Raw genomic sequence first — 25,198 nt, 5'->3', positions numbered from 1 at the left:
GCGAACCACACAGAAAAGGGCCGACGCAACTGTCGGCCCTTCTTGCGTGCAGGTAAGCGGCCTTAGCCCACCTTCAGAACGATCTTGCCAATATGGCCGGAACTTTCCATCCGCGCGTGTGCGGCTGCCGCCTCCTCCAGCGCAAATTCGCTGTCCATCACCGGCGCCATCTTGCCTGCCTCGACCAGTGGCCAGACCGCCTCGGCCAGATCCTGCGCAATGCGGGCCTTGGCCAGATCGCTCTGCGGGCGCAGGGTCGAGCCCGTCACCGTCAGGCGGCGCGCCATGATCTGGGCAAAGTTCAGCTCGGCCTTAGGGCCTGAAAGAAAGGCGATATGTACCAGACGGCCATCATCGGCCAGCGCCCGGATATTGCGGGGAATATAGTCGCCGCCCACCATGTCGAGGATGAGATCGGCGCCGCCCTCAGCGCTAAGAACTTTCACAAAATCCTCGTCGCGGTAATTGATCGCACGCTCGGCCCCCAGATCGAGACAGGCCTGACATTTGGCATCGGACCCGGCAGTGGTGAACACCCGCGCGCCCAAGGCCGAGGCCAGCTGAATCGCTGTCGTTCCGATCCCGGATGAGCCGCCGTGCACCAGAAAACGTTCGCCCGCCTTTAGCCCTCCCCGGGTAAAGACGTTTGACCAGACCGTGAAACAGGTTTCCGGCAGGCAGGCCGCGCGTTTCAGCGACATGCCCTTGGGGATTGGCAGACAATGGGCGGCCGGTGTGACCACGTATTCGGCATAGCCGCCGCCGGGCAGCAGGCCGCAGACCCTGTCCCCCACGGCGTATTCGGTGACGCCCGCACCGATGGCGACCACCTCGCCCGAAGCCTCGAGCCCCGGCAGATCGCTGGCACCGGCAGGCGGATCATAAGCCCCCGCCCGCTGCAGCGCGTCCGGCCGATTGACGCCCGCATAGGCTACCTTCAGCAGCAGCTGGCCATGGCCCGGCTGCGGAACGGGCCGGTCTGTCAGCGTCAGAACCTCGGGGCCTCCGGGTTGCGAGATTTCAATCGCGCGCATCGTTTCCGGCAATGTCTCCGTCATGCAAAGATCCTTTCCCTTGCGTGGTGCGTTTTACCGCTTTGAATAACACCTTGGGTGCGGGGCACAAACCCCGGCAGGAGGCTTGCATTGCGCCCGGATGTACTGAAACGGCGAATGGACGTGGCGTTTGATCAGCGGCCAGTCCTACGGCCTGGCAGATCCGTGGGCGTCGACGGGCGCCGGATCTGATCCGCCAGCCAGGACGGGCCGGCCAGAAGGGGCTTCAGCAAAGGGTTCTTCTGCACATCGGCCTTCAGCTTTTCGAACTGCATCACGTTGTCGATGCGCCGATCCAGAAAGTCCCATGTGGCCTGATGGCCCGGGCTGTCGTCCCCCAGCCAGAACAAAACGGTCGAGGAGTAAACCCCGGACAACGTGGCCCGTTTGCTGTACCAGTTGATGTCTTCGGAGGTATCGCCCAGCGCGGTCCAGATCGCATCCACCGTGCCCCAGATCGCCTTGGCCCCGTCGGCGGCATAGACCGGCAGCGAGAACAGCGTCACGCCCCGGCGCACCGCTTCCTTGTCGTCAGAGGCTTCAAGGCGGAACCGGACGGCGGCGGCGATCTTGTCCCGGAACCGCAGCCCCGTCAGATCCGCCGTCTTCAACCGTTCCAGCATCTGATCATCGCCGCGCCGGTGATAGGCCAGCGCCAGATCCACCGCCCCACGCGGGCACAGGGCGCGTGCCAGAACCGGGTCCATGCCGCAATCCTCGACTGCAGCAGCAAAGGTGGCTTCGGTCCAGCCGTCAAAGGCAACATGAATGAGCGCCGCATCCAGAAGCGCGTCGATCGATCCGGTGTCGGCGGCCGGTTGCTCTGTGGCTGTTTGCTCAGTCATGATGCATCTCCTCGTCAACAAATGCGCCTTTAAGGGCCTGCGTCGCTGCGCGATCTGCCCTTTTGCTCAGTACTAGACAAGTTAGACCGGCTTTGCTATACGGCCACCTCCTGCAAATCCTTGCAACCCAACTTAGAAAGGTGGTGAAAACCACATGCAGGTTAGTGTTCGTGACAACAATGTCGATCAGGCGCTCCGTGCCCTGAAGAAAAAGCTGCAGCGCGAAGGCGTGTTCCGCGAAATGAAGCTCAAGCAACATTTCGAGAAACCCTCCGAGAAAAAAGCGCGCGAGAAGGCTGAAGCGATTCGTCGTGCCCGTAAACTGGCACGTAAGAAAGCACAGCGCGAAGGTCTCCTCTAAGATCTTCCTCCGGTTTTTTCTGGACGCTTTTGACGACCCCCGTGGCCCGCCCCGGGGGTTTGTCGTTTCTAAGATACATATTTTACGGCGGAATATCGGTTCTGCGGCTAAATAGTTAAACTTATACGTGTATTCAGAGTCCATCTTTGCTATCAATAGTAGCAGGGCGCCGAAACCTCACGTTTCCCAAGGCGGACGGCCCTGTTGCCGAAGTTGGAACGGTCGGCATTTCCCGGAGGAGGCACATCGCTCCCCCCCCAAACCTGGCGATAGCCTTGCTCCCTGCACCAAGGCGTCTGCCCCTCCGGGTGACTTCCTCTTGAGCCCCTTATTGGTCTGATCTGCGCGTGCCTCCCGGCGCTCTCCGCACTTACCGGCTCCTCTCCCCTTTGACCCAGGTCACCGGCATTTCAAGCGGACCGCGGAAAGCCCATCCGCCGAACCGTGCCTCCCCCGCTAGGGATAGATCCGGCAGCCGCTCAAACAGCATCGGTAGCGCCGCTTCGGCGATCAGCGCCCGTGATATCCAGGCCCCGGCGCAGAAATGTGGCCCGGCGCCAAATGAAATGGCCGCGCTGATATCCTGATGGATGTCAAAGGCATCGGGGCGCGCAAACACCTGCTCGTCCCGGTTCCCAGAACCGAACATCAGAAACACCCGGTCCTCAGGCTTCAGCGCCACCTCGTGCAGGACATAAGGCTGCGCCACCCGGCGCGGTGACATTCCGATGGGGGACATCCAGCGGGCATATTCCTCGAACGCCTGCAGCCAGCTGGCACGGCCGACGCGGACATCTTCCAGTTGCTCCGGATGGCGCAGCAAGGCCCAGACGGTCCCGGCAATCGCATCGCGTGGCTCGTTCTGCCCGCCGGAGATCGCCAGCTTGATATTGGCCCTGATCTGATCCTCCGGCAGGCCCGCAGCCTGCTGAACCCGCAACAGGGAATAGTCATCCGCGCCAGAATCACTCTGCCACATCTCGGAAATATGCTGATCGATCAGCCGCGTGCTGTCATGGCAGCGCGCCTCAACCTCCGGATCACCCGCATAATTGGCACAGCCATCGATCATTCCCTGGCTCACCGCGTCCATCTCTTCGGCGCGCATGCCCGTCAGGCCGGTGACTGCCTTCAGCGCCTCTGCCGAGACTGGCATGGCGAAGTCACGCACCAGATCGCAGGCCCCCCGGGGCGCCAGGTCGTCAAGTATCCGCGCCGTCGCGGAACGGAACTGCGCCAGCCAATGCTGTTTCACCGTCTTGGGAGAGACCGCCGGAAAGATCGCCTTGCGCTCTCCCATATGGGCGGCGCCGTCCTTGCGCATCATGTTCTGCCCCATCAGTTGGGTCATCAACCCCTCAGGCTGGTCCGAGGAAAACACCTCGATCCGCTTTTCCTCCCGGGAAATATCGTCACGGCGGGTGATCAGAACCGCATCCAGTTGTGGCACATAGGCCACCGGCGCCTCGGCTCGCATACGGGCCAGATCCGGATAGGGATCCCGCCAGAACGCCTGCGGATCGATGTTATAAACTGGCCTTTCCATCACTGCCCCTCCCCCCGATTGTCAGCTTCAGGGAAGACTGCGTGGCAACTGTTGTCTTGTCAACTCGCCTGACCTAAGCTGCCTGGATGAGCGATTTACCCGACGATCTGTTCCTTATCCTGCCGGATGGCAGTGAGGACAGCCCCGCCGCCCCGACACTGGACTACAGCCGCAACCCGGTGGTCACGGTGACATTCGCAGGCAACCGGCTGACCCGGAACGCTGCGCGCGCCTACCAAAAGGAATTCGGAATCGGTGTCATGGACTGGCGCATGCTGGTCATGCTGACGCGCGATCCGGGCTGTTCCGTCGGTCAGGCTGCGAACCTCACCGGTATCGACAAGGCCGCCGTCAGCCGCGCACTGCAGCGCATGGAAAAGGCCGGTCTCGTCCGGGCCGAGGTCCGGGGCGGAGATGAGCGGCGCAAATCCTGGTTCCTGACCGAGGCGGGGCATGCCCTGCACGCCCAGATGTTGCCGCGCGCGCTGGAGCGGCAGCGCGACCTGCTCAAAGGCTTCTCCCCCGAGGAGCTCACCGCCTTCACCGGGTATCTGCAACGGTTTCTCGACAATATGGCAGATCAGGCGGACACGCCCGAATAAAGATCACAACGGCCTTGAGGCAGGCAGCCTGAGACAAACGCACGCCGCGCCCCGGTGCGGCGCCGGGCCCAACGGCGGCAGCACAGTCCGCAGGCTGTGCTGGAACCGGCGGAGGAGCCCGCCCTCGCTCTTTACGCAGAGGCCGCTCAGTAGATCTTTGGCACGTACAGCTCGTCTGGCAGAACCCTGCGTTCATAGTCGGGATTATATTCCCGGTCCGGCAGCGACACCTTCTCCTGCGGCACCTCTTCATAGGGCACTTTGGTCAGCAGGTGCTCGATGCAGTTCAGCCGCTCGCGCTTCTTGTCGTTGCCCTCGACGATATACCAGGGGGCTTCGGGGATGTTGGTACGTTCGAACATATCCTCCTTTGCCTTGGTATATTGTTCCCAGCGGATACGGCTTTCCAGATCCATCGGCGACAGCTTCCACTGCTTCATCGGATCATGGATCCGCATCATGAACCGCAGCTGCTGTTCCTCATCCGTAATCGAGAACCAGTATTTCAGCAGGATGATCCCCGACCGCACCAGCATGCGTTCAAATTCCGGAACGTCCTGAAAGAACTGTTCGACCTGATCCTCACTGGCAAAGCCCATCACCCGTTCAACCCCGGCGCGGTTATACCAGGACCGGTCAAACAGCACGATTTCCCCCGCAGCCGGCAGATGCGGCACGTAGCGCTGAAAATACCATTGGCTCTGCTCACGGCGCGACGGTGCGGGCAGGGCCACGACGCGGGCAACACGCGGGTTCAGACGCTGGGTGATCCGCTTGATCACACCGCCCTTGCCTGCGCTGTCGCGCCCTTCGAACAGGATGCATACCTTGGCGCCGCTGTGCTGCACCCAATCCTGAAGTCGGATCAGTTCCGCCTGCAGCCGCAACAGGTTTCTGAAATAGACCTTGCGATCCAGCATTTCGGGATGCTGCGACCGGTAGATCTTGCGCAGCTCCATCGACAGCATGGGCTCGGCAAATTCAATCTCGAAATCCTCGTCCAGCGTGTCCTGAAGCTCGGCATCCAGCCAGTCAAATGAATCAGGGGTTGTATCGCTGGTCACGGCGCGGCTCCTTGTTGTTACTCGTCTGTTTCGGCCGCTCTAACGCACGGATGTGATTGTTTGATGTCACAGCAGCACCCGCTGCCCGAATGGCCTGAAATAGGCAGTTCCGATCCGGCCTGACCGGAACTGTCACAAAGGGCGTTAATTCGCCCGGGTCAAAGGCAAACGAAAATCCCGACCGGGTGCAAGCGCAAAAGCACCGGCTTCCGGCTTTCTGCCAAATTCAGCCGCGCGCAGCTGCAAGGATCATGTCAGATGCCTTTTCCGCGATCATGATTGTCGGCGCATTGGTGTTGCCGCTGGTGATCGTGGGCATCACGCTGGCATCCACCACCCGCAACCCCGATACCCCGCGCAGACGCAATTCGGGGTCAAGCGGCGCACGTTCGTCGCTGCCCATATGCACAGTGCAGGTGGGGTGGAAGATCGTCGTGCCGATATCCCCGGCCGCCTGCATCAGATCGGCCTCGCTATCAGATGCGATCCCCGGCTTGATCTCCTCGGGGCAGTAGGCCTGCATCTTGGCCTGCCCCATGATCGCCCGCGCCTGCCGGATCGCCGCCACGGCCACCTGACGGTCGCCTTCTGTAGACAGGTAGTTCGGCTGGATACTCGGCGCGACCATCGGATCGGCCGAGGCGATCTCGACCCGGCCCCGGCTTTCGGGGCGCAGGTTGCAGACGCTGGCCGTCAGCCCCGGAAAATCATGCAAGGGCTGGCCGAAGGCCTCCAGCGTCAGGGGCTGCACGTGGTATTCGAGATCCGGCGTTTCCAGATCGGGCCGCGAGCGGGAAAAGGCGCCCAGCTGGCTTGGCGCCATGGACATCGGTCCAGACCGTTTCAGCGCGTATTCCAGACCGATTTTGGCCTTGCCGATCACGGAATTCGCCAGCGTGTTGAGCGTATGCGCCCCCTCCAGCCGCCAGGCGCAGCGCAGCTGCAAATGGTCCTGCAGATTCGCACCGACCTGCGGTATGTCCCGCAGAACCTCGATCCCGTGCTGTTGCAGCAAGGCGCCCGGCCCCAGCCCGGACAGCTGCAGGATCTGTGGGCTGTTGATCGCCCCTGCCGACAGGATCACCTCGGCGGCGGCATGGGCCACATGCACCTCGCCGCCCTTTTGATACTCGACGCCCGTCGCGCGGCCCTCTTCGATCAGGATCCGGCGGGTATGGGCCTGGGTTTCCACCTTCAACCCCTGCCCCGTCGCCGTACGCAAGAAAGCTTTGGCGGTATTCATCCGCCAGCCCGCGCGCTGATTGACCCGGAAATAGCCGACGCCTTCATTATTGCCGGTGTTGAAATCCGTGACCTTGGGCAGGCCCCAGGCCGCAGCGGCCTCCATCCAGTCATCCAGCACATCCCAATGCAGCCGCTGGTTCTCGACCCGCCATTCGCCGCCCGCGCCATGCATCTCGGAGGGGCCTTCGACGTAATCCTCGGATTTCTTGAAATAGGGCAGCACATCGTCCCAGCCCCAGCCCGCGAGGCCGCGCTGGCGCCAACCATCATAATCCGCTGCCTGCCCACGCAGATACAGCATGCCGTTGATGGACGAGCAGCCTCCCAGCACCTTGCCGCGCGGATAGATCAGCGCCCGACCATTCAGCCCCGGGTCGGCCTCTGTGCGATACATCCAGTCGGTGCGCGGGTTGTTGATGCAGTAGAGATATCCCATCGGGATATGCACCCAGTGATAATTGTCACGGCCGCCCGCCTCCAGCAGCAGCACCTGCTTGCCCGCCTCGCTCAGCCGCTTGGCTAGAACACAGCCGGCACTCCCGGCGCCCACGATGATGTAGTCGAACTGCATGATCTGCTCCCCGTCTTTCCCTCGTCTTCCTGTTGAACCAGAAGCAGGAGCGAAATGTAAGACAAATAAGTCCTCTATGCCCCCATCTGTATTCACAGCACCCAACTGTCCGGCCCAAACAGCCAAGCAAGAGGCCCTCCCGCGCCCGCGGGGGCCCCGACTGCGTCCGCACCCCTTGGCAGCCTTGGCTGCTGCGCGCCCGCGCGCTGCCACGCCCAACGGGAGGAGGTCTTTTTCAAAAAGCCGCCGACGGGCGGGAGCGCTACGAAGAGAAAGCTCAGACGGGCAGCGCCGTTGTCTTGAACACCGTGCGCAGAGCGAAACTCGATTGCATCTGCGCCACCCCCGGAAGCCGTGTCAGATGCTGGCGATGGATGCGGGCAAAATCATCGGTATTTTCGGCCACGACCTTCAGGATGTAATCCGCCGATCCCGCCATCAGGTGGCACTCCAGCACATCCGGGATCCGCGCCACCGCACGTTCAAAAGCATCCAACAGCTCGTCCGCCTGCCCCTGCAGGGTGATCTCCACGAAGACGGTTGTCGGAACGCTCAGCTTGCGGGCGTCCAGCAGGGCGACGTAGTCCTTGATATAGCCCTCAGCCTCCAGCCGCTGCACCCGGCGGTGGCAGGCCGATGCGGAAAGGTTCACCCGCTCGCTCAGATCCGCGTTGGAAATACGGCCCTGCCGTTGGAGGACCTCCAGAATACGACGATCCGTCGAATCAAGAGACATAATTGCGTAGTACCTTGCTCATATTCCGCATCTATTCGAATTATCTTCGATCCGCATCTTTTTAATTCGCCCAAAAAAGCAGCACATTTCCCAACAGCGGATCTAGGGTTTTAGTATAGCAGGGAGGAAGCTACATGAAAATCGGATGCCCGACTGAAATCAAACCGCAGGAATTTCGCGTCGGCATGACCCCCGACGCGGCCCACGAAGCCATCGCACATGGCCATGACGTTTTCATCCAGACCGGCGCCGGGGCCGGTGCCGGATACACCGATGCCGACTATGCCGCCGCCGGTGCGACGCTGCTGGAGACGGCCGAAGAGATTTTTGCCACCGCAGACATGATCGTCAAGGTCAAGGAACCGCAAGCCGGTGAGCGCAAGATGCTGCGCGAAGGGCAGTTGCTGTTCACCTACCTGCACCTGGCCCCCGACCCCGAACAGACCCGCGACCTTCTTGCATCAGGCTGCACCGCGATTGCTTATGAAACCGTCACCGACAGCTTTGGTGGCCTGCCGCTGCTGGCGCCGATGTCCGAAGTGGCCGGACGGCTGGCACCGCAGGTCGGCGCCTGGACCCTGCAAAAGGCAAACGGCGGCCGCGGCGTCCTGATGGGCGGCGTACCCGGCGTCCCTCCGGCAAAGGTGGTGGTGATCGGCGGCGGTGTGGTCGGCACCCATGCGGCCCGCATCGCCTCGGGCATGGGCGGCGATGTCACCGTTCTGGACCGCTCCCTGCATCGCCTGAAATACCTCGATGATGTATTTGGCCGAGACTTCCGCACCCGCTATTCCACCGCCGCCGCCACCGCCGAACTGGTCCGCGAAGCCGACCTGGTTGTCGGCGCGGTGCTGGTGCCCGGCGCAGCGGCACCGAAACTGGTCTCCCGCGCGCAGCTCAGCGAGATGAAGCCGGGGGCTGTCCTGGTCGATGTCGCGATCGATCAGGGGGGCTGTTTCGAAACCTCGAAAGCCACCACTCATGCCGATCCGATTTATGAGGTCGATGGCGTCATGCATTACTGCGTGGCCAACATGCCGGGCGCCGTTGCCCGCACCTCGACCCAGGCTCTGGGCAATGCAACCCTCCCCTTCCTGCTGGCATTGGCGGACAAAGGCTGGAAACAGGCCTGCGCCGATGATCCGCATCTTCTGAACGGGCTGAACGTCCATGCGGGCCAGTTGACCTACTATGCCGTCGGCAAGGCGCTGGGGATCGATGTCGTTTCCCCAGCACTGGCGATCAAATCCTGAGTTCCGGTCCGCGAACCTGACTGATCATTACGGATTACCCTGCTACCTCCTCCCCGCCAGCGCCTGCGCACTGGCGGGGATTTTTATCTTCCCGTATTCCGCCACCACCAGCCAGGCGACCCTGTGCCGGGTTGCTAAATGCAAACGTGGCCAAGAAATTCCCTGTCAATTCAAACAATCTTGATAGTAACAATAAGGCTGAGTCGGAGAATCCGACGTCGACCAAAGCAGGTCCGCGCCGGATGACAGGATTGAAAGAGGACCTATTGGTATGGAAGAGATGATTGAACAAGCCGGAGCCCTCTGGCCGCTGGCACTGAGCGCTGCCAAGGCACTTGTTGTTCTTATCCTTGGCTGGGTGGCAGCGGGAATGATCAGCAACATGGTGCGCCGCCGCATCAACAAGACCCCTCAGATCGATCCGACGCTAGGCAATTTTGCCGCCAGCATGATCCGTTGGGCGCTGCTGGCTGTGGTGCTGGTTGCGGTTCTCGGGATCTTCGGCATCGAGGCCACCAGTCTTGTCGCCATGCTGGGCGCTGCTACGCTGGCCATCGGTCTGGCCCTACAAGGCACGCTGAGCGATCTGGCAGCCGGTTTCATGCTGATCCTGTTCCGCCCTTACAAGCTGGGTCAATACGTCGACATCGGCGGCACCGCCGGGACGGTAAAGGATCTGAACCTTTTTGTGACCGAACTGGCCACTGCGGACAACGTGCAGATCATCATCCCTAATGGTCAGGCCTGGGGATCGATCATCACTAACTTCTCGGCCCATGACACCCGCCGGGTAGATCTGGTCTTTGGCATCGATTATGGCGACAGTGCCGACAAGGCCAAGGCGATCATCCTGCGACAGGCCGCCGCCGATGCACGGGTCATGACCGATCCCGAACCCTGGGTTCGCGTGACCAACCTTGGTGACAGCTCGGTCGATCTGACCGCGCGCCTGTGGTGCAAGGCATCGGATTACTGGGAGCTGAAATTCGCCATGACACAGGCTGTGAAGGAAGCCTTTGACGCCGAAGGCATTTCGATCCCCTACCCGCACAGTGTGGAGATCCAGAAAAAGGAGGGGTAAGCCTCCCGCCCGTTATCGGGTTTTGCGACCCTCTGCCCGTTGGGCCTGGCGCCCCGCCTTTGGCGGGGCGTTGTCGTTTCTGCAGTCCCCTGTGCGCCCAATCGCAGACGCCGATGAAGGCAGCCCCGCCGCAGATCAGCTGCCGGAACCCCGGACCATCACGACGGTGGGATCGCCCCGATATACCGCCGCCTCTTCGCGCATCTCGTAGCCCAGTTTCCGGGCAACGTTCTGTGACACCAGATGTTCCGGGTCGAACAGGCAGACCGTTTCCGACCAGTCCATGCAGCGATCCGCCCAGTCATGGATAGAGCGCACCGCCTCGGTCGCGATGCCGCGGCCATGGGCATGGGCTGCCAGCACCCAGCCGGCCTCGGGCATTCCGTTCAGCGGCGGAACGATGCCGCGTTTGAAGTCGGAAAACCCGACCTCTCCCAGGAACCGGCCATCGGTGCGATCCGTGACCGCCCAATAGCCAAAGCCCATCGCCTGCCAGTGCCCCATGTTCCGCAAAAGCCGCGCCCACGAGGCTTCTGGGTCAGAAGGAACGCCGCCGATGTATTTCACCACCTCGGGATCACCCCAAAGCGCGGCCACACCGGGGAAATCCTCAGTCCGGTGCGGACGCAGGATTAGCCGGTCGGTTTCAAGGATGACCTCGCTCACCCGGGCAGCTTGCCCGTCAGCACATAGGTCAGGATTTCCACCACCTGCCGCGGCTCTTCAGCCACTGCCAGCGCGGCAGCGTGCACTTCTTTCAGCGCGTGCTGATGGTCCGGCTGGCTCAGCACGATGATCGATTTGCCCAGCGCCGCCGCATAGCCTGCGTCAAAGGCGGCATTCCACTGCTTGTACTTGTCGCCAAAACGCACGACGACCACATCGGCATCCTCGATCCCCTTGCGGGTACGGATCGCGTTGACCATGGCCCCTTTGTGATCGTGCCAGTATTTGTTCTCTTCGGCGCCCAAAATGGCCACACCGCAGTCATCGCTGGCCCCGTGGTCAGTGACCGGGCTGTTGAAAGCCACGTCCAGATCCGCCGCGCCAGTCACGATCTGCTCGCGCCAGTCCGTGTGGATTTCACCCGAAAGATATACGTTCAAAGTCATCGCACCCTCCATTCGCTGTTCCGCCATGCTTAGACCGGATCGCCCGAACGGACCAGCCCCGCCGCCTACAGATCACTTGCGGCGTGCAACCAGAAACCGGTTGGGCGGATCGGCCGGGTAGTTTCCGGTCTCGATGATCTCGAAACCCGCAGCCTCAAGCCGTGCCTGCCAATCGGCCACTGACAGGAAATGCACGACCGAGGGCGGCGCCTTGCCGACAAGCCGCATCACCGGAATCGCAACCCGCATCATGAAACGCTGCAGCGCGCTTTTGCTATCGGCCAGGCAGGGCGTTTTCGAGATAAAAGTGCCACCGGGGCGAATGGTCCGGTAGATATGCGCAAGGGCGCCATCCAGATCGCCTATCAGGTGGAACAGGTTGAATGCCATCACCGCGTCAAAGGGTCCCACGGGTGCATTTGCGATGTCAGAGACGACGAACCGCAGATTGGTGACGCCTGCCTCATCCTTCTTGCGCTGCGCGATGGCGATCATCGAAGGCGCCAGATCGGTGGCAGTATAACAGGCGACCGCCTTCCTGAGGCGCAGCGCGGTGGTCCCGGTGCCGCAACCCAGTTCCAGAACCCGGTCGCCCGGATTCAGATAGGCCTGAGTGCGTTCCAACGTATAGTCATAAGCGGCAGGATCCCGGATCTGACTGCGGGCATATTTTTCGGCAATTCCGTCCCAGAACTGAATTGAGGTCTGCATGGTTTTGTCTCCTTTGCGAGGAAACTACGAGAAAGCCATACATGCAGGAATTGCCGAAATATGCAGGCACGATATACGGTAATGTATGACCAGCACCCCAAACACCTTCGACTGGAACCACATCCGCGCCTTTCTCGCCACCGCCGAGACGGGCTCTCTCTCTGCTGCGGCCCGGCGTCTGAACCTGACACAACCCACGCTAAGCCGTCAGGTGGCTGCGCTGGAGGAAAGCCTTGGCTTGATGCTGTTCGAGCGGATCGGCAAATCTCTGCAGCTGACGCAAGCCGGGGTCGAACTGCTGGAACATACCCGCCCCATGGGTCTGGCAGCGGACCGGATCGCCCTTGCGGCACTGGGACAATCAGAATCCATCACCGGCACCGTCCGGATTACCGCCAGCGATGTTTATTCTGCTTACCTGCTGCCGAATGTGCTGCGGCGGTTGCGCCAGTTGGCGCCGGATCTGCACATCGACATCATCGCCTCCAACGACATCCGCGATCTGATGCGCCGCGAGGCGGATATCGCCATCCGCCACGTGCGCCCCGAGCAGCCCGAATTGATCGCCCGTCTTATCCACGAGGAAACCGCCCGCTTTTATGCCGCGCCGCAATATCTGGCAAAGGCCGGGCGGCCCGAAGACGTCCGGGATCTGAGCAGCCATGACTTCATCAGCTTCGGCGATGCAGAAGGGATGGTCGGTCATCTCACGCCCTTGGGGTTTCCCCTGACAAAGCGCAATTTTCGATATGAATCACAAAGCGGGCTGGTCGCGTGGGAACTGGTCAAACGGGGGTTTGGTATCGCCCCCATGTCAGATCGCATCGCCCGGCAAACGCCCGAGGTCGAGCAGATCCTGCCGCAGATGGAGCCGATCCGGTTCCCAGTCTGGCTGACCACCCACCGGGAGCTGCACACCAGCCGCAAGATCCGCCTGGTATTCGATCTGCTGGCAGAGCACTTTTTTCAAAAATAAGGCCGCGCCCGGATCGGGCACGGCCTGAAATTCCAACCATTCCGCTCAGCAGATCAGCCCCGCAGAATGCCTCCGGTGGCCTTGCTCACCTTGGCGATGATCTTCTCGCTCACCGCTTCGATGTCTTTTTCCTTCAGCGTCTTGTCAGTCGGCTGCAGGCGCACGGTGATGGCCAGGGATTTTTTGCCCTCACCCAGGCTGCCGCCGATGAATTCATCAAAGACGCGCACGTCCTCGATCAGCGCCTTGTCGGCACCGGCAGCGGCATTGACCAGGGTCAGCGCCTCGACGCTCTCATCCACCACAAAGGCAAAGTCACGCTCGACCGCCTGCAGGTCGCTGATGTCCAGCGCCGCGCGGGTGGCACCGGATTTACGCGGCAGCGGCACCTCGTCCGGCCAGATGGTAAAGGCCACGGCAGGCCCTTTGACGCCCATTTCGCTCAGCGCCTTGGGGTGCAACTCACCAAAGACGCCGAGTACCTTTTTCGGGCCAAGGCAAATCTTGCCGTGACGGCCCGGATGCCACCAGGCATCGCCGCCCCGCAGCACCTGCACCTTGGCCGGCGCGCCGATAGCGGCCAGAACCGCCTCGACGTCGGCCTTTGCATCAAAGGTATCGACCGGGCGCGCCGCGCCATGCACATCCTTGGGGCCAGTGCGGCCGACCAAGAGACCCGAGATCTGTTCGCGCTGCTCGCCCGGCTCGCCGCCGTGGAACACAGGACCCGCCTCGAACAGGGCCAAATCCATGAAGCCCCGCGCCTGATTGCGCGCGGCGGCCTGCATCAGACCGGCCAGCAGATCCGGACGCATATGGGACATTTCCGAGGAAATTGGATTGGCCAGCATTGTGGCATCGCTGCCGCCGCCAAACAGCGTCGCAGAGGCCTTGTCGATGAAGGTGTAGCTGACGATTTCATTGTAGCCGAGGCTGGCCGCCGTGCGGCGTGCCATCTGCTGGCGGCGCTGCTGCAGCGTCATCACCGGCTTGGGGATGCCCGGTGTCAAGCGTGCCAGCGGCTTGCCCTGCAGCTTGGTCAACGAAGCGATACGCGCGACCTCTTCCACCAGATCGGCTTCACCCTGCACGTCGGGGCGCCAGCTGGGCACATGGGCCAGGTTTCCCTCCAGCCGGAAGCCAAGGCGGGTCAGGGTCTGACGCTGATCGCTTTCGGGGATGTCCATACCGACCAGCGACTGCACCCGCTCCGGGTCCAGTTTATAGGCCCGCGAATGATCCGGCACATCGCCCGCGATCACCACTTCGGACGGCTCGCCACCGCAAAGATCCAGGATCATCTGGGTGGCACGATGCAGCCCTTCGAGGGTGAATTCCGGGTCAACGCCACGCTCGAAGCGATAGCGCGCGTCCGAATTGATCTTGAGCGCGCGGCCGGTGGTCGCGATCTGCACGTGATCCCAGAAGGCACTTTCTAGGAAGACATCGACCGTCTCGTCGGTACAGCCGGTTTCCTCACCGCCCATGATACCGGCGATGCTTTCGGGGCCATTTTCATCGGAAATCACCATCTGGCCTGCGCCAAGGGTGTATTCCTTTTCATCCAGCGCCAGCAGCGTCTCGCCGCCCTTGGCGCGATGCACCCGCAGATCGCCCTGCACCTTGGCCACGTCAAAGACGTGCAGCGGACGGTTCTGATCGAAGGTGAAGAAGTTGGTGATATCCACCAGCGCCGAAATCGGGCGCAGACCGATGGCTGTCAGCCGGTCCTGCAGCCACTGCGGGCTGGGGCCGTTCTTGACGCCCTTGATTACCCGGCCAGTGAACAGCGGGCAGCCATCCAGCGTGTCTTCGTCGATGGTCACCTTGACCGGGCTTTCGAAGTCACCCGGGACCGCCTCGTAGTCGTGTGTTTTCAGCGTGCCGATCCCGCGCGCCGCCAGATCGCGGGCAATGCCAAAGATACCCAGCGCATCGGGGCGGTTCGGAGTAATGGCGATCTCGATCACCGGATCAACCTTGGCCGGATCGTTCTCTGCCAGCCAGTCAATGAACCGGTCGCCGACCGCACCCGAGGGCAGCTCGATGATGCCGTCGTGTTCATCGGACAGTTTCAGCTCCCGCTCGGAGGCCATCATGCCGAAGGATTCAACACCGCGGATCTTGCCAACGCCGATGGTGATATCCAGACCCGGCACATACATGCCCGGTTTGCAGACCACCACGGTGATGCCCTCCCGGGCATTTGGCGCGCCGCAGATGATCTGCATCTCGCCTTCGTCGGTGTCCACCTTGCAGACACGCAGTTTATCCGCATCAGGATGCTTCTCCGCGTGTTTCACATAGCCCAGGGTAAAATCCTTGAGCCGGTCGGCGGGGTTCGAGACCTCTTCGACTTCCAGTCCCAGGTCGGTCAGGGCCTCGGTGATCTCCGCAACGGAGGCATCGGTATCAAGGTGGTCTTTCAGCCAGGAGAGAGTGAATTTCATATCTCAGCGCCCTTTTGGCAAATCGGTTGACTGGCGGCCCGGCACTCCATTTCTGGCAGCGCGCCCGGCCCGGGGTGGGTGCGGAACGCGCCCGCCCATGGGGCGGGTCGGGCGCGTCGCAGGGCTAGGGCCCTGCGGTTCAAGCGTTATCGGCTCAACCCGCCATGCAGTGTTGGAACGTCCAGGCAGCTGAAGCCATAATGGCGCAGCCAGCGCAGATCGCTGTCAAAGAAGGCACGCAAATCGGGGATGCCGTATTTCAGCATCGCCAGACGGTCGATACCGATGCCAAAGGCAAAGCCCTGGTAGACCTCGGGGTCAATGCCACCGGCGGCGATCACCTTGGGGTGGACCATGCCGGAACCAAGGATCTCCATCCAGTCGTCGCCCTCGCCGATCTTCAGCTGACCGTTGTCCCAGGAGCAGCGGATATCCACCTCGGCCGAAGGCTCGGTGAAGGGGAAGTGGGAGGCGCGGAAGCGCAGCTCCACATCGTCCACCTCGAAGAAGGATTTGACGAATTCCTCCAGCACCCACTTGAGGTTCGCCATCGAGATGTCTTTGTCCAGCGCCAGGCCTTCGACTTGGTGGAACATCGGGGTGTGGGTCTGATCGTAGTCGGCGCGGTAAACACCGCCCGGGCAGATGACGCGCAGCGGGGCGCCCATCTTCTCCATCGACTGGATCTGTACCGGCGAGGTGTGGGTGCGCAGCACATGCGGCGGGCGGTCGTCGCCTTCGGCCCGGTGCATGTAGAAAGTATCCATCTCGGCGCGGGCGGGGTGGTGGCCCGGAATGTTCAGCGCATCGAAGTTGTACCAGTCGGTTTCAACACGCGAGCCTTCGGCAACCGAGAAGCCAAGTTCGGCAAAGATCGCAGTCAGCTCTTCGCTGGCCTGGCTGATCGGGTGCAGGCTGCCGCGGCGCTGCGGGCGCGTGGGCAGCGTGACGTCCAGCCATTCCGTGCGCAGACGCTCGTCCAGCGCCGCATCGGCCAGCGCGGCCTTCTTGGCGGCCAGGGCAGAGTTGATTTCATCCTTGAGTGCGTTCAGCGCCGGACCCACGGTCTGGCGCTCCTCGGGCGTCATCTTGCCCAATTCCCGCATCTTCAGGGCCACCTCGCCCTTTTTCCCGACGGCGGCGAGGCGGATCGCCTCCAGCGCGTCCTCGTCGTGGGCATCGGCGATCTGCCCCAGATATTTTGCCTTAAGATCGTCCATGACGGTCCCCTGAATTTTGCTTGGCTCGTGCTACCACAGCAGCCGCTGAAAGCAAGGCCCGACGGACCAGCCTTCCCCAGCTTAGGGATCCGTTTCCCTGGCCAAAGCGCAAAAAAGCCGCCCCTGAGGGGCGGCTTTCTTAAATCTCAGCGTGGAACGCTTCAGGCTGCCAGTGCGGACTGTGCCTGCTTGACGATCGCACCGAAGGCTTCGGGCTCGTGCACGGCCAGATCGGCCAAGACCTTACGGTCAACTTCGATACCGGCCAGGTTCAGGCCGTTGATGAAGCGCGAGTATGTCAGCGATTCGTCGTGGCTGCGGACGGCAGCGTTGATACGCTGGATCCACAGGGCGCGGAAGTTACGCTTGCGCGCCTTACGGTCACGGGTTGCGTACTGGTTTGCCTTGTCGACGGCCTGACGGGCGACCTTGAAGGTATTCTTGCGGCGGCCATAGTAACCTTTGGCTGCCTTGATGACCTTCTTGTGACGGGCGTGAGTTGTGGTACCACCTTTAACGCGGGACATGTGTCAAATCTCCTCTTAGCGGTCGTAGGGCATGAAGCCCTTGACGATCTTGGCGTCGGGGGCGGACAGGGTCGTGGTGCCGCGGGCATCACGGATGAATTTCTTATGACGTTTGATCATGCCGTGGCGCTTACCGGCCTGACCTGCCAACACCTTACCGGTGGCGGTCACCTTGAAGCGCTTTTTGGCGCTCGATTTCGTCTTCATTTTGGGCATTTCCGTCTCCTTCAATGCGAGTTCGGTAGATACGCGACTCGGCATGCCACTCTGGCCGGCCACGTGAACAGGGCCGCCATGTACGAAAACGGGACCACAAGGGCAAGCGGTTTCTTCTAAAAAACCTGGCCAATCACGTTGAAAAACGCATCTGGCACATCGCGCAGACGATAACCGCCCGGCTGTGTCAGAACTGCATAGGCGATCAGGCCCGCACTGCCCAGCAGCAGGAAGACAGAGACCTGTGGCCGCCGCTTGTCGCTATAGGCCGACAACATGGACGGTATCGCCAGCCATGCAAGCAGAAGGCCAAGCACCAGAAACAGGTCACTGTTCATGCAACATCCCTCCAACCGCAGCCCGACGCCGGGCTGGAGGAAAGCTTATTCCGGGTCGGTGCTGTAAATCAAACGTTCATCACAGGGGGCAACGCGCAGGATGTTGGTGGTGCCGGGCACGTTGAACGGCACGCCTGCGGTCACGACGATCTGATCCGTCTCGGAGGCGAACCCGCCGGCGCGGGCGGCGCGGGCGGCGTTAACCACCGCCCCCTTGAACCGGTCCTGTCCGCTGGTCACCACGCAGTGGCAGCCCCAGCTGAGCGCCAGACGCCGGGCGGTGCCTTCCAGCGGGGTCAACGCGATGATCGGAACACCGGGACGTTCCCGCGCGGTCAGCAGCGCAGTTGTGCCGCTCTGGGTGAAGCAGCAGATCGCCTTGATATCCGTCTTCTCGGCAATTTCGCGGGCGGCAGCAACGATGGCATCCGCAATCGTGTTGCCCTTGGAGGAGCGCGAAGAGGCGATGATCTGCGCATAGGTGGGGTCGGTCTCCACCTCGGCGGCGACGTTGTCCATGGTTCGCACCGCTTCGACCGGATATTGCCCGGCAGCGGATTCAGCGCTCAGCATGATGGCATCGGTGCCCTCATAGATCGCGGTCGCCACGTCCGAGACCTCGGCGCGCGTGGGCATCGGGCTTTCGATCATGCTTTCCAGCATCTGGGTGGCGACGATCACCGGTTTGGCCGCCGCGCGGCATTTGCGCACCAGCCGTTTCTGGATCGGCGGCACGGCAGACACCGGCAGTTCGACGCCCAGATCGCCGCGCGCCACCATGATCCCGTCCGAGGCATCGAGGATTTCCTCGAACTGCTCCACAGCCGAAGGCTTCTCGATCTTGGACAGCACCGCAGCGCGGCCATCGACCAGGCCTTTGGCCTCAAACACATCCTTGGCCCTCTGCACGAAGGACAGTGCGATCCAGTCCACACCCAGGGTGCAGGCAAACTCCAGATCATCACGGTCCTTGTCCGACAGAGCCGCCAGGGGCAGCACCACATCGGGCACGTTCACGCCCTTGCGGTTGGAGATGGTGCCGCCGGTCACGACGCTGCAATCGGCAAAATCGGCGCCGCAGCGCTCCACCCGGAGGCGGATCTTGCCATCATTCACCAGCAGATGCGCGCCGGGCTCCAGCGCCTGAAAAATCTCGGGATGCGGCAGGCAGACCCGCGTGGCATCACCATCGGTGGGATCCAGATCCAGCCGGAAAGACGCGCCCTCTTCCAGTTCCTCGGAACCATTCGCAAAGACGCCCACGCGCAACTTGGGACCCTGAAGGTCGGCCAGAATACCGATCGAGCTGTCCAGATCCTTTTCCACCTTGCGGATGATCTCGTGCTTTTGGGTGATCTCTGCATGGGTCCCGTGCGACATATTCAGGCGGAACACGTCGGCGCCGGCCTCGTGCAGGGCGCGAATCGTTTCATAGGTTTCGGACGCCGGTCCCAGGGTGGCAACAATCTTCACACTGCGGGAACGTTTCATGGGGTGGGTCCTTCTGGTGTCAGCTCAGCAATAGGCGGTGTTACCGCAAACATATCTTGCGGTGCTTATCGCGCAATTTCCATTTTGCCGCAACTCCCCTAAAGGTATCGTCAACAATCGATGACAGGCGCATGACATATACTCCCTTCTTTGTTCACGGGGCCGACCGCCCTGCCCGCTGGCTGATCACCTGCGACCATGCCACCAACCGCGTACCTCCCTTCGTCAACGGCGGTGACCTTGGCCTGCCGCATGAGGATATGGAGCGTCATATCGCTTATGATGTGGGGGCCTATGCCGTCGCCCGCCATCTGGGTGAGCTGCTGGACGCGCCGGTTGTGGCCTCCAATTTCTCCCGTCTGGTGATCGACCCCAACCGGGGCGAAGATGATCCAACTCTGCTGATGAAGCTTTATGACGGGACCATCATTCCCGCCAACCGTCACGCCGATGCGGCAGAGCGCGCGGCGCGGCTTGAGGCCTGCTACCGCCCCTATCACGCAGAAGTGAGCCGCCTTGCCGCGCGCCCGGACACGGTCATCGTCTCGATGCATTCCTTCACCCGACAATTGCGCGGACGTCCGCCGCGTCCCTGGCAAATCGGCGTGCTCTTCCCCGAGGGAGAGCGGTTTTCCCCGGTGCTGATCGACACATTGCAGGCCGAGCCTGACCTTTGTGTCGGGATCAACGAGCCCTACACCGGCTACCTGCCCGGCGATGCCATCGACACCCACGGCACAGCCCATGGTCGCCCTAACACGCTGATCGAACTGCGCAACGATCTGATCGCTGATGCGGTAGGACAGCGGCAGTGGGCCGAACGACTCGCCAAGCTCCTGCCCCGGGCCCTTGCGAACTCGGGCCTGTAGCAGCGCTTGCCTCTGGACAGTGGCACCCACATATTACGGAACGCAAGACAACCGGGAGGATCCCCATGGACCAGCAAACCGAGATCGAACTTCAGGCCGCCGCATTCCGCCGCCTGCAAAAGCATCTGATGGAAGACCGCACCGATGTGCAGAACATCGACCTGATGAACATGGCCGGGTTCTGCCGCAACTGCCTCAGCCGCTGGTATCAGGAAGCAGCAAACGAACGCGGCATCGAAATGGACAAGAATGAAGCCCGCGAAATCTACTATGGCATGACCATGGATGAGTGGAAGTCCAAGTACCAGACCGAGGCCAGCCCGGAAAAACAGGCCGAGTTCGAAGTCGCCTTCAAGGAAAACGTCACAGACAAGGCCTGATCCCTGGCGGATTGCCCCCCCTGTCGCCATCGGCGCACAGGGGGTGTTCGCCACTGGGTATAACCCCGGCGGCCCGGATCCCTTAACATCTGAACCAACAGTATGTGTGATGGAGGTTCGGATGCGTTCAAGGATGCCAAGCTATTTCATTTCCCACGGCGGCGGACCGTGGCCCTGGATCCCGAACATGCGGGAGGCGCTGGCACCGCTGGCAGATGCGCTTGCCCGTATGCCGCAGGAAATCGGGCGCCGTCCCTCGGCGGTTCTGATGATTTCCGGCCACTGGGAAAAGGACACATTTGCAGTGATGAGTGCTGCAAAACCGCCGATGGTCTATGACTATTACAACTTCCCGCCAGAGACCTACGAAATCCAATACCCGGCGCCCGGCGCGCCAGAGCTGGCCCAGCACACTGCGGATCTGATCGCAGCGGCGGGATTGCCGGTCTCGATGGACGCGGAACAGGGATACGACCATGGCACCTTCGTGCCCATGGCCCTGATGTACCCGGAGGCCGATGTTCCGCTATTTCAGGTCTCCATGCGCCATGGTTACAGTCCAGAAGAGCATTTCGCCCTTGGCCGCGCGCTTGCCCCCCTGCGTGACGAGGACGTGCTGATCGTTGGCTCCGGTCTCAGCTACCACAATCTGCGGGAATTCGGCCCCCGGGCCAAGGTGCCCTCGGAAGAGTTCGACACATGGCTGAATGCGGCGCTGCAACTGCCAGCCGCCGCGCGGACCGAGGCACTGCTCAACTGGGAACAGGCCCCCTATGCCCGCGCCTGCCACGCGCAGGAGGATCACCTTGTGCCGCTCTTCACAGCCCTTGGCGCGGCCGAGAAAGAACCGGCAACTCAGGTCTACCACCAGAAGGACATCTTTGGCGGCGTCACGGCCTCTAGCTTCCGCTTTGGGTAACGCCTCTGTTGCGGGCAGCCTCAAGACCGCTCGGACAAAGGCAGCTTATGATTGTATTTTGGCAATAATATCACGATAAAGTTGTGATACGTTTACGTTGATGCAATCGAAGGAAGACTTATTCAATGAAAGCCTTGTCTCTGGCCGCACATATTGCGCTCGCCACTGCTATACCGACCATCAGTTTTGGGGCCTCATTCTCGCATGCGGGCCTGCAGGCCGATACTTTGGTCCAGCATGGTGGAGGCTGCCGCAAAAGCTCTCCACCGGGCAAATGCTGCCATATGCAGACCAGCACAGGCAGAGTGCACTGCCACTGAAACAACAAAAGGCCGCCCCGTCAGGAGCGGCCTTAATTGTTGATACGGATACGCGCAGCGATCAGATCGCGGCCTTCACCGATTCATCCAGATAGATCTCGCGCAGGCGTTTGGCGATGGGGCCGGGTGTGCCGTCACCCAGCGCGGTGCCGTCAATCTCCACGACCGGCATCACGAATGCGCTGGCCGAGGTGGTAAAGGCCTCATCCGCCTCTTTCGCTTCATCGATGGTAAAGAGACGCTCTTCGATCTTCAGCTGCGCTTCTTCTGCCATGCGCAACACGGCCTTGCGGGTGATGCCGTGCAGGATGTCATTGGACAGCGGGCGGGTGACGATCACGCCATCCTTGACGAAATAGGCGTTGTTCGAAGTGCCCTCGGTCACGTAGCCGTCTTCGACCATCCAGGCGTCATCGGCTCCGGCCTTCTTGGCCATCATCTTGCCCATCGACGGGTACAGCAGCTGCACCGTCTTGATGTCGCGGCGGCCCCAGCGGATGTCCTCGATCGAGATGATCTTGGCACCCTTCTTGGCGGCGGGGCTATCGGCCAGCCCCGGCTTGTTCTGGGTGAACAGAACAATCGACGGTTTGGTGGTCTCGGGATCGGGGAAGACGAAATCGCGGTCGCCATCGGACCCGCGGGTGACCTGAAGATAAACCAGACCTTCGTCGATGCCGTTCAGTTCCACCAGCTTGCGGTGGATCTCCAGCAGTTCGTCCTTGGTGCAGGGTTCCTGCATGTCCAGCTCATCCAGCGAGCGTTTCAGGCGCACCGCGTGGCCTTCGAAATCAATCAGCTTGCCGCCCAGAACCGAGGTCACCTCGTATACCGCATCAGCCATCAGGAAGCCGCGATCGAAGATCGAGACCTTCGCTTCGTCTTCCGGCAGGTATTCGCCATTCACATAAACAGTACGGGTCATTGTCATCTCCTCAGCCCCAGAGTTCTGCCTTGGGCGGATGCACACCGGCAGCATCGTATTCCATTGTCGTTTCGCGGTCTTCGGACAGAAGCAGCGGCCCGTCAAGGTCCGTCACCATCGCCCCCTGCGCCAGCAGCACCGCAGGCGCCATCGCAAGTGACGAGCCCATCATGCAGCCAACCATCACGCGGTAACCTTCGGCCAGCGCCGCTTCGCGCAGTTTCAGCGCCTCGGTCAAGCCGCCGGTCTTGTCCAGCTTGATGTTGACCACATCGTATTTGCCTTTGAGTTTCGGCAGGCTGGCGCGGTCATGGCAGCTTTCATCCGCGCACACCGGTACCGGACGCTCCATGCCAATGAGCGCGTCGTCTTCACCGGCGGGCAAGGGTTGTTCGACCAGCGACACGCCCAGACGCACCAAATGCGGCGCAAGCTCGGCATAGACCTCGGCGCTCCAGCCTTCGTTGGCGTCGATAATGATATCCGAGTCCGGTGCCCCGGCGCGCACGGCTTCCAGTCGCGGCATGTCATCGGCGGTGCCCAGCTTGATCTTCAAAAGCGGGCGATGAGCATTCTCGGCGGCCTGCTCCTGCATCACCTCGGGTGTGTCGAGCGACAGGGTATAGGCGGTAATTTCGGGGCCGGGTTTCGGCAGACCGGCCAGTTCCCAGACCCGTTTGCCCGCCAGTTTCGCCTCAAGATCCCAAAGCGCGCAATCCACCGCGTTGCGAGCCGCACCGGCAGGCAGCAGGTCCTGCAGCTCTTCGCGGGTAAAGCTGTCGGGCAGGCCGGTAATTTCGGCGGTCACGCTGTCCAGCGTTTCATCATAGCGGGCATAAGGCACACATTCGCCCCACCCCACAGCCCCGTCCTTTTCGATCCTGACGGTCAGCACCTTCGCCTCGGTCCGCGAGCCGCGGGAGATGGTAAAGGCCCGCGCCAGTTTGAATACATCCGGCGTCACGGTGACTTTCATGTTCGATCCTTTCGGGGTCTTTGTTCGGCTTCTGGGAATGGATAGGGCCGCACTCCACAGACGCCTGAATTCACAAAAAAAGGGCGCCTGCTGCCAGACGCCCCCTTATAACAATCAGATTGCGGCGAGCGCGTCTACCAAGCGGTCGGCGCCATGGCGGTAAGGATCCACCGCGGGGAGCCCCATGCGCTTTTCCACTTCCTCAAGGTAGGCAACCGCCTCTTCCTCGTTCAGGTGCTGAGTGTTCACCGAGATACCGACAACCTGACAATCCGGGTTGCCCTTGCGCGCCAGCGGCAGCGCGGTGTCGCGCAGCTCTTCGAGGCTGGGCAGGGAATAGCCCGGCAGACCGCGCATATGTTCACGGGTCGGTTCGTGGCACAGGATCAGCGCATCGGGCTGACCGCCATGCACCAGCGCCATGGTCACACCGGAATAGGAAATGTGGAACAAGGAACCCTGCCCTTCGATCATGTCCCAGTGGTCTTCATCATTGTCCGGGGTCAGATATTCGATGGAACCCGCCATGAAGTCGGCAATCACAGCGTCCAGCGGCACACCGTGGCCAGTGATCAGAATGCCGGTCTGGCCGGTGGCGCGGAAGGTGGATTTCATACCGCGTTTTTGCATCTCGGCGTCCATCGCCAACGCAGTGTACATCTTGCCCACCGAGCAGTCGGTGCCAACGGCAAGACAGCGCTTGCCTTTGCGCTTCACGCCATTTGCAATCGGGTAGCCGACCGAAGGCACACGCACGTCATGCAGTGTGCCGCCGTGAGTTTGGGCAGCAGCGACCAGATCGCCTTCGTCGCGCAGCAGGTTGTGCAGGCCGGACGCGATGTCATAACCCATTTCAAGCGCCTTGATCAGCACTTCCTTCCAGGCGGGGGAGATGATCCCGCCGCGGTTGGCGACACCAATCACCAGCGTCTTTGCACCGGCGGCCTTGGCCTCTTCGAGCGACATTTCGGTCAGTCCCAGATCGGCGCCGCAGCCCGGCAGAGAGATCTGCCCGACCGCGTGGTCCGGGCGCCAGTCGCGGATGCCGATGGCAACCTTTGCCGCAAGCATATCGGGCGCATCGCCCAGGAACAGCAGATAGGGTGTCTCGATCATCTCGGGGCCTCCGTTAAACGTGATTCACCACGAACGATAATCGAGCCGCCTTGCGAAGCGGTCCCATTTTTGCATTTGCAGGAAAGACATGATCGAAGTTTCTTCTACAAAAATACATTTTCATCGAAGAAAATTCCGACAATGGCGCATTACTCGCTCACTATTATGCGGCAACACGGGAATTCATTGCGATTGCAGCATAGTTGATGCTGCGCCTGCAAAGTCCCTCTTGCATGGGGTTGCGCAATTTCATACCACAATGACCAGTCAAATCGTAATTTCCTTTCCCAGCA

Annotated in this window: 26 protein-coding genes; 8 read left to right on the top strand and 18 right to left on the bottom strand. The window is 61.5% G+C overall.

The window, feature by feature from the left end:
* Positions 1 to 62 precede the first annotated feature (62 nt).
* Together AC5SSZ_RS01030 and AC5SSZ_RS01025 are read right to left on the bottom strand one after the other, a co-directional pair.
* Positions 63 to 1,046 (bottom strand): NAD(P)H-quinone oxidoreductase, encoded by a 984-nt coding sequence (locus tag AC5SSZ_RS01030; RefSeq protein ID WP_495438307.1) that lies wholly within the window; start codon positions 1,044 to 1,046, stop codon positions 63 to 65.
* A 143-nt stretch (positions 1,047 to 1,189) separates the two neighbouring features.
* The gene (locus AC5SSZ_RS01025; protein ID WP_274834884.1) at positions 1,190 to 1,900 is read right to left on the bottom strand and encodes a COQ9 family protein; all 711 of its coding nucleotides are present in this window, start codon (positions 1,898 to 1,900) and stop codon (positions 1,190 to 1,192) included.
* A gap of 154 nt (positions 1,901 to 2,054) precedes the next feature.
* On the opposite strand from AC5SSZ_RS01025, the gene rpsU reads away from it, so the two are divergent.
* Positions 2,055 to 2,261 (top strand): 30S ribosomal protein S21, encoded by a 207-nt coding sequence (rpsU, locus tag AC5SSZ_RS01020; RefSeq protein ID WP_005614280.1) that lies wholly within the window; start codon positions 2,055 to 2,057, stop codon positions 2,259 to 2,261.
* A 370-nt stretch (positions 2,262 to 2,631) separates the two neighbouring features.
* Here the strand turns inward: rpsU and AC5SSZ_RS01015 are convergent, their stop codons facing one another.
* The gene (locus AC5SSZ_RS01015; protein ID WP_495436275.1) at positions 2,632 to 3,807 is read right to left on the bottom strand and encodes a cytochrome P450; all 1,176 of its coding nucleotides are present in this window, start codon (positions 3,805 to 3,807) and stop codon (positions 2,632 to 2,634) included.
* An 86-nt stretch (positions 3,808 to 3,893) separates the two neighbouring features.
* Between AC5SSZ_RS01015 and AC5SSZ_RS01010 the strand changes: the two genes are divergently transcribed.
* Positions 3,894 to 4,409 carry a MarR family winged helix-turn-helix transcriptional regulator gene (locus AC5SSZ_RS01010; RefSeq protein WP_065271312.1) on the top strand — a complete coding sequence of 172 codons (516 nt, stop codon included), beginning with the start codon at positions 3,894 to 3,896 and terminating at the stop codon, positions 4,407 to 4,409.
* 146 nt (positions 4,410 to 4,555) lie between these two features.
* Here the strand turns inward: AC5SSZ_RS01010 and ppk2 are convergent, their stop codons facing one another.
* The 3 genes from ppk2 to AC5SSZ_RS00995 all read right to left on the bottom strand — a co-directional run bounded on the left by ppk2 (position 4,556) and on the right by AC5SSZ_RS00995 (position 8,025).
* Positions 4,556 to 5,473, bottom strand: a complete 918-nt coding sequence (gene ppk2, locus AC5SSZ_RS01005) for a polyphosphate kinase 2 (RefSeq protein WP_065271313.1) — start codon at positions 5,471 to 5,473, stop codon at positions 4,556 to 4,558.
* Positions 5,474 to 5,699: 226 nt separating this feature from the next.
* On the bottom strand, positions 5,700 to 7,289 hold the full coding sequence (locus tag AC5SSZ_RS01000; RefSeq protein ID WP_495436272.1) for a GMC family oxidoreductase: 1,590 nt from the start codon (positions 7,287 to 7,289) through the stop codon (positions 5,700 to 5,702).
* Between the two features lie 277 nt (positions 7,290 to 7,566).
* The gene (locus tag AC5SSZ_RS00995) at positions 7,567 to 8,025 is read right to left on the bottom strand and encodes an Lrp/AsnC family transcriptional regulator (protein WP_065271314.1); all 459 of its coding nucleotides are present in this window, start codon (positions 8,023 to 8,025) and stop codon (positions 7,567 to 7,569) included.
* Positions 8,026 to 8,159: 134 nt separating this feature from the next.
* On the opposite strand from AC5SSZ_RS00995, the gene ald reads away from it, so the two are divergent.
* Positions 8,160 to 9,278: an alanine dehydrogenase gene (gene ald / locus AC5SSZ_RS00990; protein ID WP_065271315.1), complete on the top strand. Its 1,119-nt coding sequence runs from the start codon at positions 8,160 to 8,162 to the stop codon at positions 9,276 to 9,278.
* 271 nt (positions 9,279 to 9,549) lie between these two features.
* Positions 9,550 to 10,359 carry a mechanosensitive ion channel family protein gene (locus AC5SSZ_RS00985; RefSeq protein ID WP_368998940.1) on the top strand — a complete coding sequence of 270 codons (810 nt, stop codon included), beginning with the start codon at positions 9,550 to 9,552 and terminating at the stop codon, positions 10,357 to 10,359.
* Positions 10,360 to 10,494: 135 nt separating this feature from the next.
* Here the strand turns inward: AC5SSZ_RS00985 and AC5SSZ_RS00980 are convergent, their stop codons facing one another.
* From AC5SSZ_RS00980 to AC5SSZ_RS00970, 3 genes are all read right to left on the bottom strand, one after another.
* The gene (locus AC5SSZ_RS00980) at positions 10,495 to 11,025 is read right to left on the bottom strand and encodes a GNAT family N-acetyltransferase (RefSeq protein ID WP_495436266.1); all 531 of its coding nucleotides are present in this window, start codon (positions 11,023 to 11,025) and stop codon (positions 10,495 to 10,497) included.
* Positions 11,022 to 11,471 (bottom strand): YtoQ family protein, encoded by a 450-nt coding sequence (locus AC5SSZ_RS00975; protein WP_065273576.1) that lies wholly within the window; start codon positions 11,469 to 11,471, stop codon positions 11,022 to 11,024. The genes AC5SSZ_RS00980 and AC5SSZ_RS00975 overlap by 4 nt, the downstream gene beginning before the upstream one ends.
* 72 nt (positions 11,472 to 11,543) lie before the next feature.
* A complete protein-coding gene (locus AC5SSZ_RS00970) occupies positions 11,544 to 12,182 on the bottom strand; it encodes a class I SAM-dependent methyltransferase (protein WP_495436263.1) in 639 nt (212 codons plus the stop codon).
* A gap of 85 nt (positions 12,183 to 12,267) precedes the next feature.
* Between AC5SSZ_RS00970 and AC5SSZ_RS00965 the strand changes: the two genes are divergently transcribed.
* The gene (locus AC5SSZ_RS00965; protein WP_495436261.1) at positions 12,268 to 13,158 is read left to right on the top strand and encodes a LysR family transcriptional regulator; all 891 of its coding nucleotides are present in this window, start codon (positions 12,268 to 12,270) and stop codon (positions 13,156 to 13,158) included.
* A 53-nt stretch (positions 13,159 to 13,211) separates the two neighbouring features.
* Here the strand turns inward: AC5SSZ_RS00965 and pheT are convergent, their stop codons facing one another.
* From pheT to pyk, 6 genes are all read right to left on the bottom strand, one after another.
* Positions 13,212 to 15,608 (bottom strand): phenylalanine--tRNA ligase subunit beta, encoded by a 2,397-nt coding sequence (pheT, locus tag AC5SSZ_RS00960; protein WP_495436259.1) that lies wholly within the window; start codon positions 15,606 to 15,608, stop codon positions 13,212 to 13,214.
* A 146-nt stretch (positions 15,609 to 15,754) separates the two neighbouring features.
* On the bottom strand, positions 15,755 to 16,828 hold the full coding sequence (pheS, locus tag AC5SSZ_RS00955; RefSeq protein WP_065271321.1) for a phenylalanine--tRNA ligase subunit alpha: 1,074 nt from the start codon (positions 16,826 to 16,828) through the stop codon (positions 15,755 to 15,757).
* Positions 16,829 to 16,989: 161 nt separating this feature from the next.
* Positions 16,990 to 17,355 carry a 50S ribosomal protein L20 gene (gene rplT, locus AC5SSZ_RS00950; RefSeq protein ID WP_065271322.1) on the bottom strand — a complete coding sequence of 122 codons (366 nt, stop codon included), beginning with the start codon at positions 17,353 to 17,355 and terminating at the stop codon, positions 16,990 to 16,992.
* Between the two features lie 15 nt (positions 17,356 to 17,370).
* Positions 17,371 to 17,571: a 50S ribosomal protein L35 gene (gene rpmI, locus AC5SSZ_RS00945; RefSeq protein ID WP_008560811.1), complete on the bottom strand. Its 201-nt coding sequence runs from the start codon at positions 17,569 to 17,571 to the stop codon at positions 17,371 to 17,373.
* Positions 17,572 to 17,687: 116 nt separating this feature from the next.
* Positions 17,688 to 17,909 carry a hypothetical protein gene (locus AC5SSZ_RS00940; protein WP_274834893.1) on the bottom strand — a complete coding sequence of 74 codons (222 nt, stop codon included), beginning with the start codon at positions 17,907 to 17,909 and terminating at the stop codon, positions 17,688 to 17,690.
* A 45-nt stretch (positions 17,910 to 17,954) separates the two neighbouring features.
* Positions 17,955 to 19,400, bottom strand: coding sequence for a pyruvate kinase (pyk, locus tag AC5SSZ_RS00935; protein ID WP_065271324.1), 1,446 nt, complete (start codon positions 19,398 to 19,400; stop codon positions 17,955 to 17,957).
* Positions 19,401 to 19,531: 131 nt separating this feature from the next.
* Between pyk and AC5SSZ_RS00930 the strand changes: the two genes are divergently transcribed.
* From AC5SSZ_RS00930 to AC5SSZ_RS00920, 3 genes are all read left to right on the top strand, one after another.
* Complete coding sequence (locus AC5SSZ_RS00930) at positions 19,532 to 20,269, top strand: N-formylglutamate amidohydrolase (protein WP_495436253.1); 738 nt, start codon at positions 19,532 to 19,534, stop codon at positions 20,267 to 20,269.
* Between the two features lie 65 nt (positions 20,270 to 20,334).
* Positions 20,335 to 20,649, top strand: coding sequence for a DUF1244 domain-containing protein (locus AC5SSZ_RS00925; protein ID WP_065271326.1), 315 nt, complete (start codon positions 20,335 to 20,337; stop codon positions 20,647 to 20,649).
* Positions 20,650 to 20,770: 121 nt separating this feature from the next.
* Positions 20,771 to 21,568, top strand: a complete 798-nt coding sequence (locus AC5SSZ_RS00920; protein WP_274837290.1) for a DODA-type extradiol aromatic ring-opening family dioxygenase — start codon at positions 20,771 to 20,773, stop codon at positions 21,566 to 21,568.
* Positions 21,569 to 21,949: 381 nt separating this feature from the next.
* On the opposite strand, the gene AC5SSZ_RS00915 is transcribed toward AC5SSZ_RS00920, so the two are convergent.
* The 3 genes from AC5SSZ_RS00915 to dgcN all read right to left on the bottom strand — a co-directional run bounded on the left by AC5SSZ_RS00915 (position 21,950) and on the right by dgcN (position 24,905).
* Positions 21,950 to 22,813, bottom strand: coding sequence for a D-amino-acid transaminase (locus AC5SSZ_RS00915; protein ID WP_065271328.1), 864 nt, complete (start codon positions 22,811 to 22,813; stop codon positions 21,950 to 21,952).
* 10 nt (positions 22,814 to 22,823) lie between these two features.
* A complete protein-coding gene (gene dgcA, locus AC5SSZ_RS00910; RefSeq protein ID WP_065271329.1) occupies positions 22,824 to 23,789 on the bottom strand; it encodes an N-acetyl-D-Glu racemase DgcA in 966 nt (321 codons plus the stop codon).
* A gap of 114 nt (positions 23,790 to 23,903) precedes the next feature.
* Positions 23,904 to 24,905: an N-acetyltransferase DgcN gene (gene dgcN / locus AC5SSZ_RS00905; RefSeq protein WP_274839897.1), complete on the bottom strand. Its 1,002-nt coding sequence runs from the start codon at positions 24,903 to 24,905 to the stop codon at positions 23,904 to 23,906.
* Positions 24,906 to 25,198: the final 293 nt, after the last annotated feature.

The organism is Phaeobacter sp. CC-HEC084 (genome assembly GCF_059429255.1).
This window is presented reverse-complemented; position numbering and strand designations above follow the sequence as displayed.

What these genes read in the sequence shown, in the direction of transcription:
- AC5SSZ_RS01025 (WP_274834884.1), bottom strand. Translation starts at nt 1,900, where the DNA reads ATGACTGAGCAAACAGCCACAGAGCAACCGGCCGCCGACACCGGATCG.
- rpsU (WP_005614280.1), top strand. Translation starts at nt 2,055, where the DNA reads ATGCAGGTTAGTGTTCGTGACAACAATGTCGATCAGGCGCTCCGTGCC.
- AC5SSZ_RS01015 (WP_495436275.1), bottom strand. Translation starts at nt 3,807, where the DNA reads ATGGAAAGGCCAGTTTATAACATCGATCCGCAGGCGTTCTGGCGGGAT.
- AC5SSZ_RS01010 (WP_065271312.1), top strand. Translation starts at nt 3,894, where the DNA reads ATGAGCGATTTACCCGACGATCTGTTCCTTATCCTGCCGGATGGCAGT.
- AC5SSZ_RS01000 (WP_495436272.1), bottom strand. Translation starts at nt 7,289, where the DNA reads ATGCAGTTCGACTACATCATCGTGGGCGCCGGGAGTGCCGGCTGTGTT.
- AC5SSZ_RS00995 (WP_065271314.1), bottom strand. Translation starts at nt 8,025, where the DNA reads ATGTCTCTTGATTCGACGGATCGTCGTATTCTGGAGGTCCTCCAACGG.
- ald (WP_065271315.1), top strand. Translation starts at nt 8,160, where the DNA reads ATGAAAATCGGATGCCCGACTGAAATCAAACCGCAGGAATTTCGCGTC.
- AC5SSZ_RS00985 (WP_368998940.1), top strand. Translation starts at nt 9,550, where the DNA reads ATGGAAGAGATGATTGAACAAGCCGGAGCCCTCTGGCCGCTGGCACTG.
- AC5SSZ_RS00975 (WP_065273576.1), bottom strand. Translation starts at nt 11,471, where the DNA reads ATGACTTTGAACGTATATCTTTCGGGTGAAATCCACACGGACTGGCGC.
- AC5SSZ_RS00970 (WP_495436263.1), bottom strand. Translation starts at nt 12,182, where the DNA reads ATGCAGACCTCAATTCAGTTCTGGGACGGAATTGCCGAAAAATATGCC.
- AC5SSZ_RS00965 (WP_495436261.1), top strand. Translation starts at nt 12,268, where the DNA reads ATGACCAGCACCCCAAACACCTTCGACTGGAACCACATCCGCGCCTTT.
- pheT (WP_495436259.1), bottom strand. Translation starts at nt 15,608, where the DNA reads ATGAAATTCACTCTCTCCTGGCTGAAAGACCACCTTGATACCGATGCC.
- pheS (WP_065271321.1), bottom strand. Translation starts at nt 16,828, where the DNA reads ATGGACGATCTTAAGGCAAAATATCTGGGGCAGATCGCCGATGCCCAC.
- rplT (WP_065271322.1), bottom strand. Translation starts at nt 17,355, where the DNA reads ATGTCCCGCGTTAAAGGTGGTACCACAACTCACGCCCGTCACAAGAAG.
- rpmI (WP_008560811.1), bottom strand. Translation starts at nt 17,571, where the DNA reads ATGCCCAAAATGAAGACGAAATCGAGCGCCAAAAAGCGCTTCAAGGTG.
- AC5SSZ_RS00940 (WP_274834893.1), bottom strand. Translation starts at nt 17,909, where the DNA reads ATGAACAGTGACCTGTTTCTGGTGCTTGGCCTTCTGCTTGCATGGCTG.
- pyk (WP_065271324.1), bottom strand. Translation starts at nt 19,400, where the DNA reads ATGAAACGTTCCCGCAGTGTGAAGATTGTTGCCACCCTGGGACCGGCG.
- AC5SSZ_RS00930 (WP_495436253.1), top strand. Translation starts at nt 19,532, where the DNA reads ATGACATATACTCCCTTCTTTGTTCACGGGGCCGACCGCCCTGCCCGC.
- AC5SSZ_RS00925 (WP_065271326.1), top strand. Translation starts at nt 20,335, where the DNA reads ATGGACCAGCAAACCGAGATCGAACTTCAGGCCGCCGCATTCCGCCGC.
- AC5SSZ_RS00920 (WP_274837290.1), top strand. Translation starts at nt 20,771, where the DNA reads ATGCGTTCAAGGATGCCAAGCTATTTCATTTCCCACGGCGGCGGACCG.
- AC5SSZ_RS00915 (WP_065271328.1), bottom strand. Translation starts at nt 22,813, where the DNA reads ATGACCCGTACTGTTTATGTGAATGGCGAATACCTGCCGGAAGACGAA.
- dgcA (WP_065271329.1), bottom strand. Translation starts at nt 23,789, where the DNA reads ATGAAAGTCACCGTGACGCCGGATGTATTCAAACTGGCGCGGGCCTTT.
- dgcN (WP_274839897.1), bottom strand. Translation starts at nt 24,905, where the DNA reads ATGATCGAGACACCCTATCTGCTGTTCCTGGGCGATGCGCCCGATATG.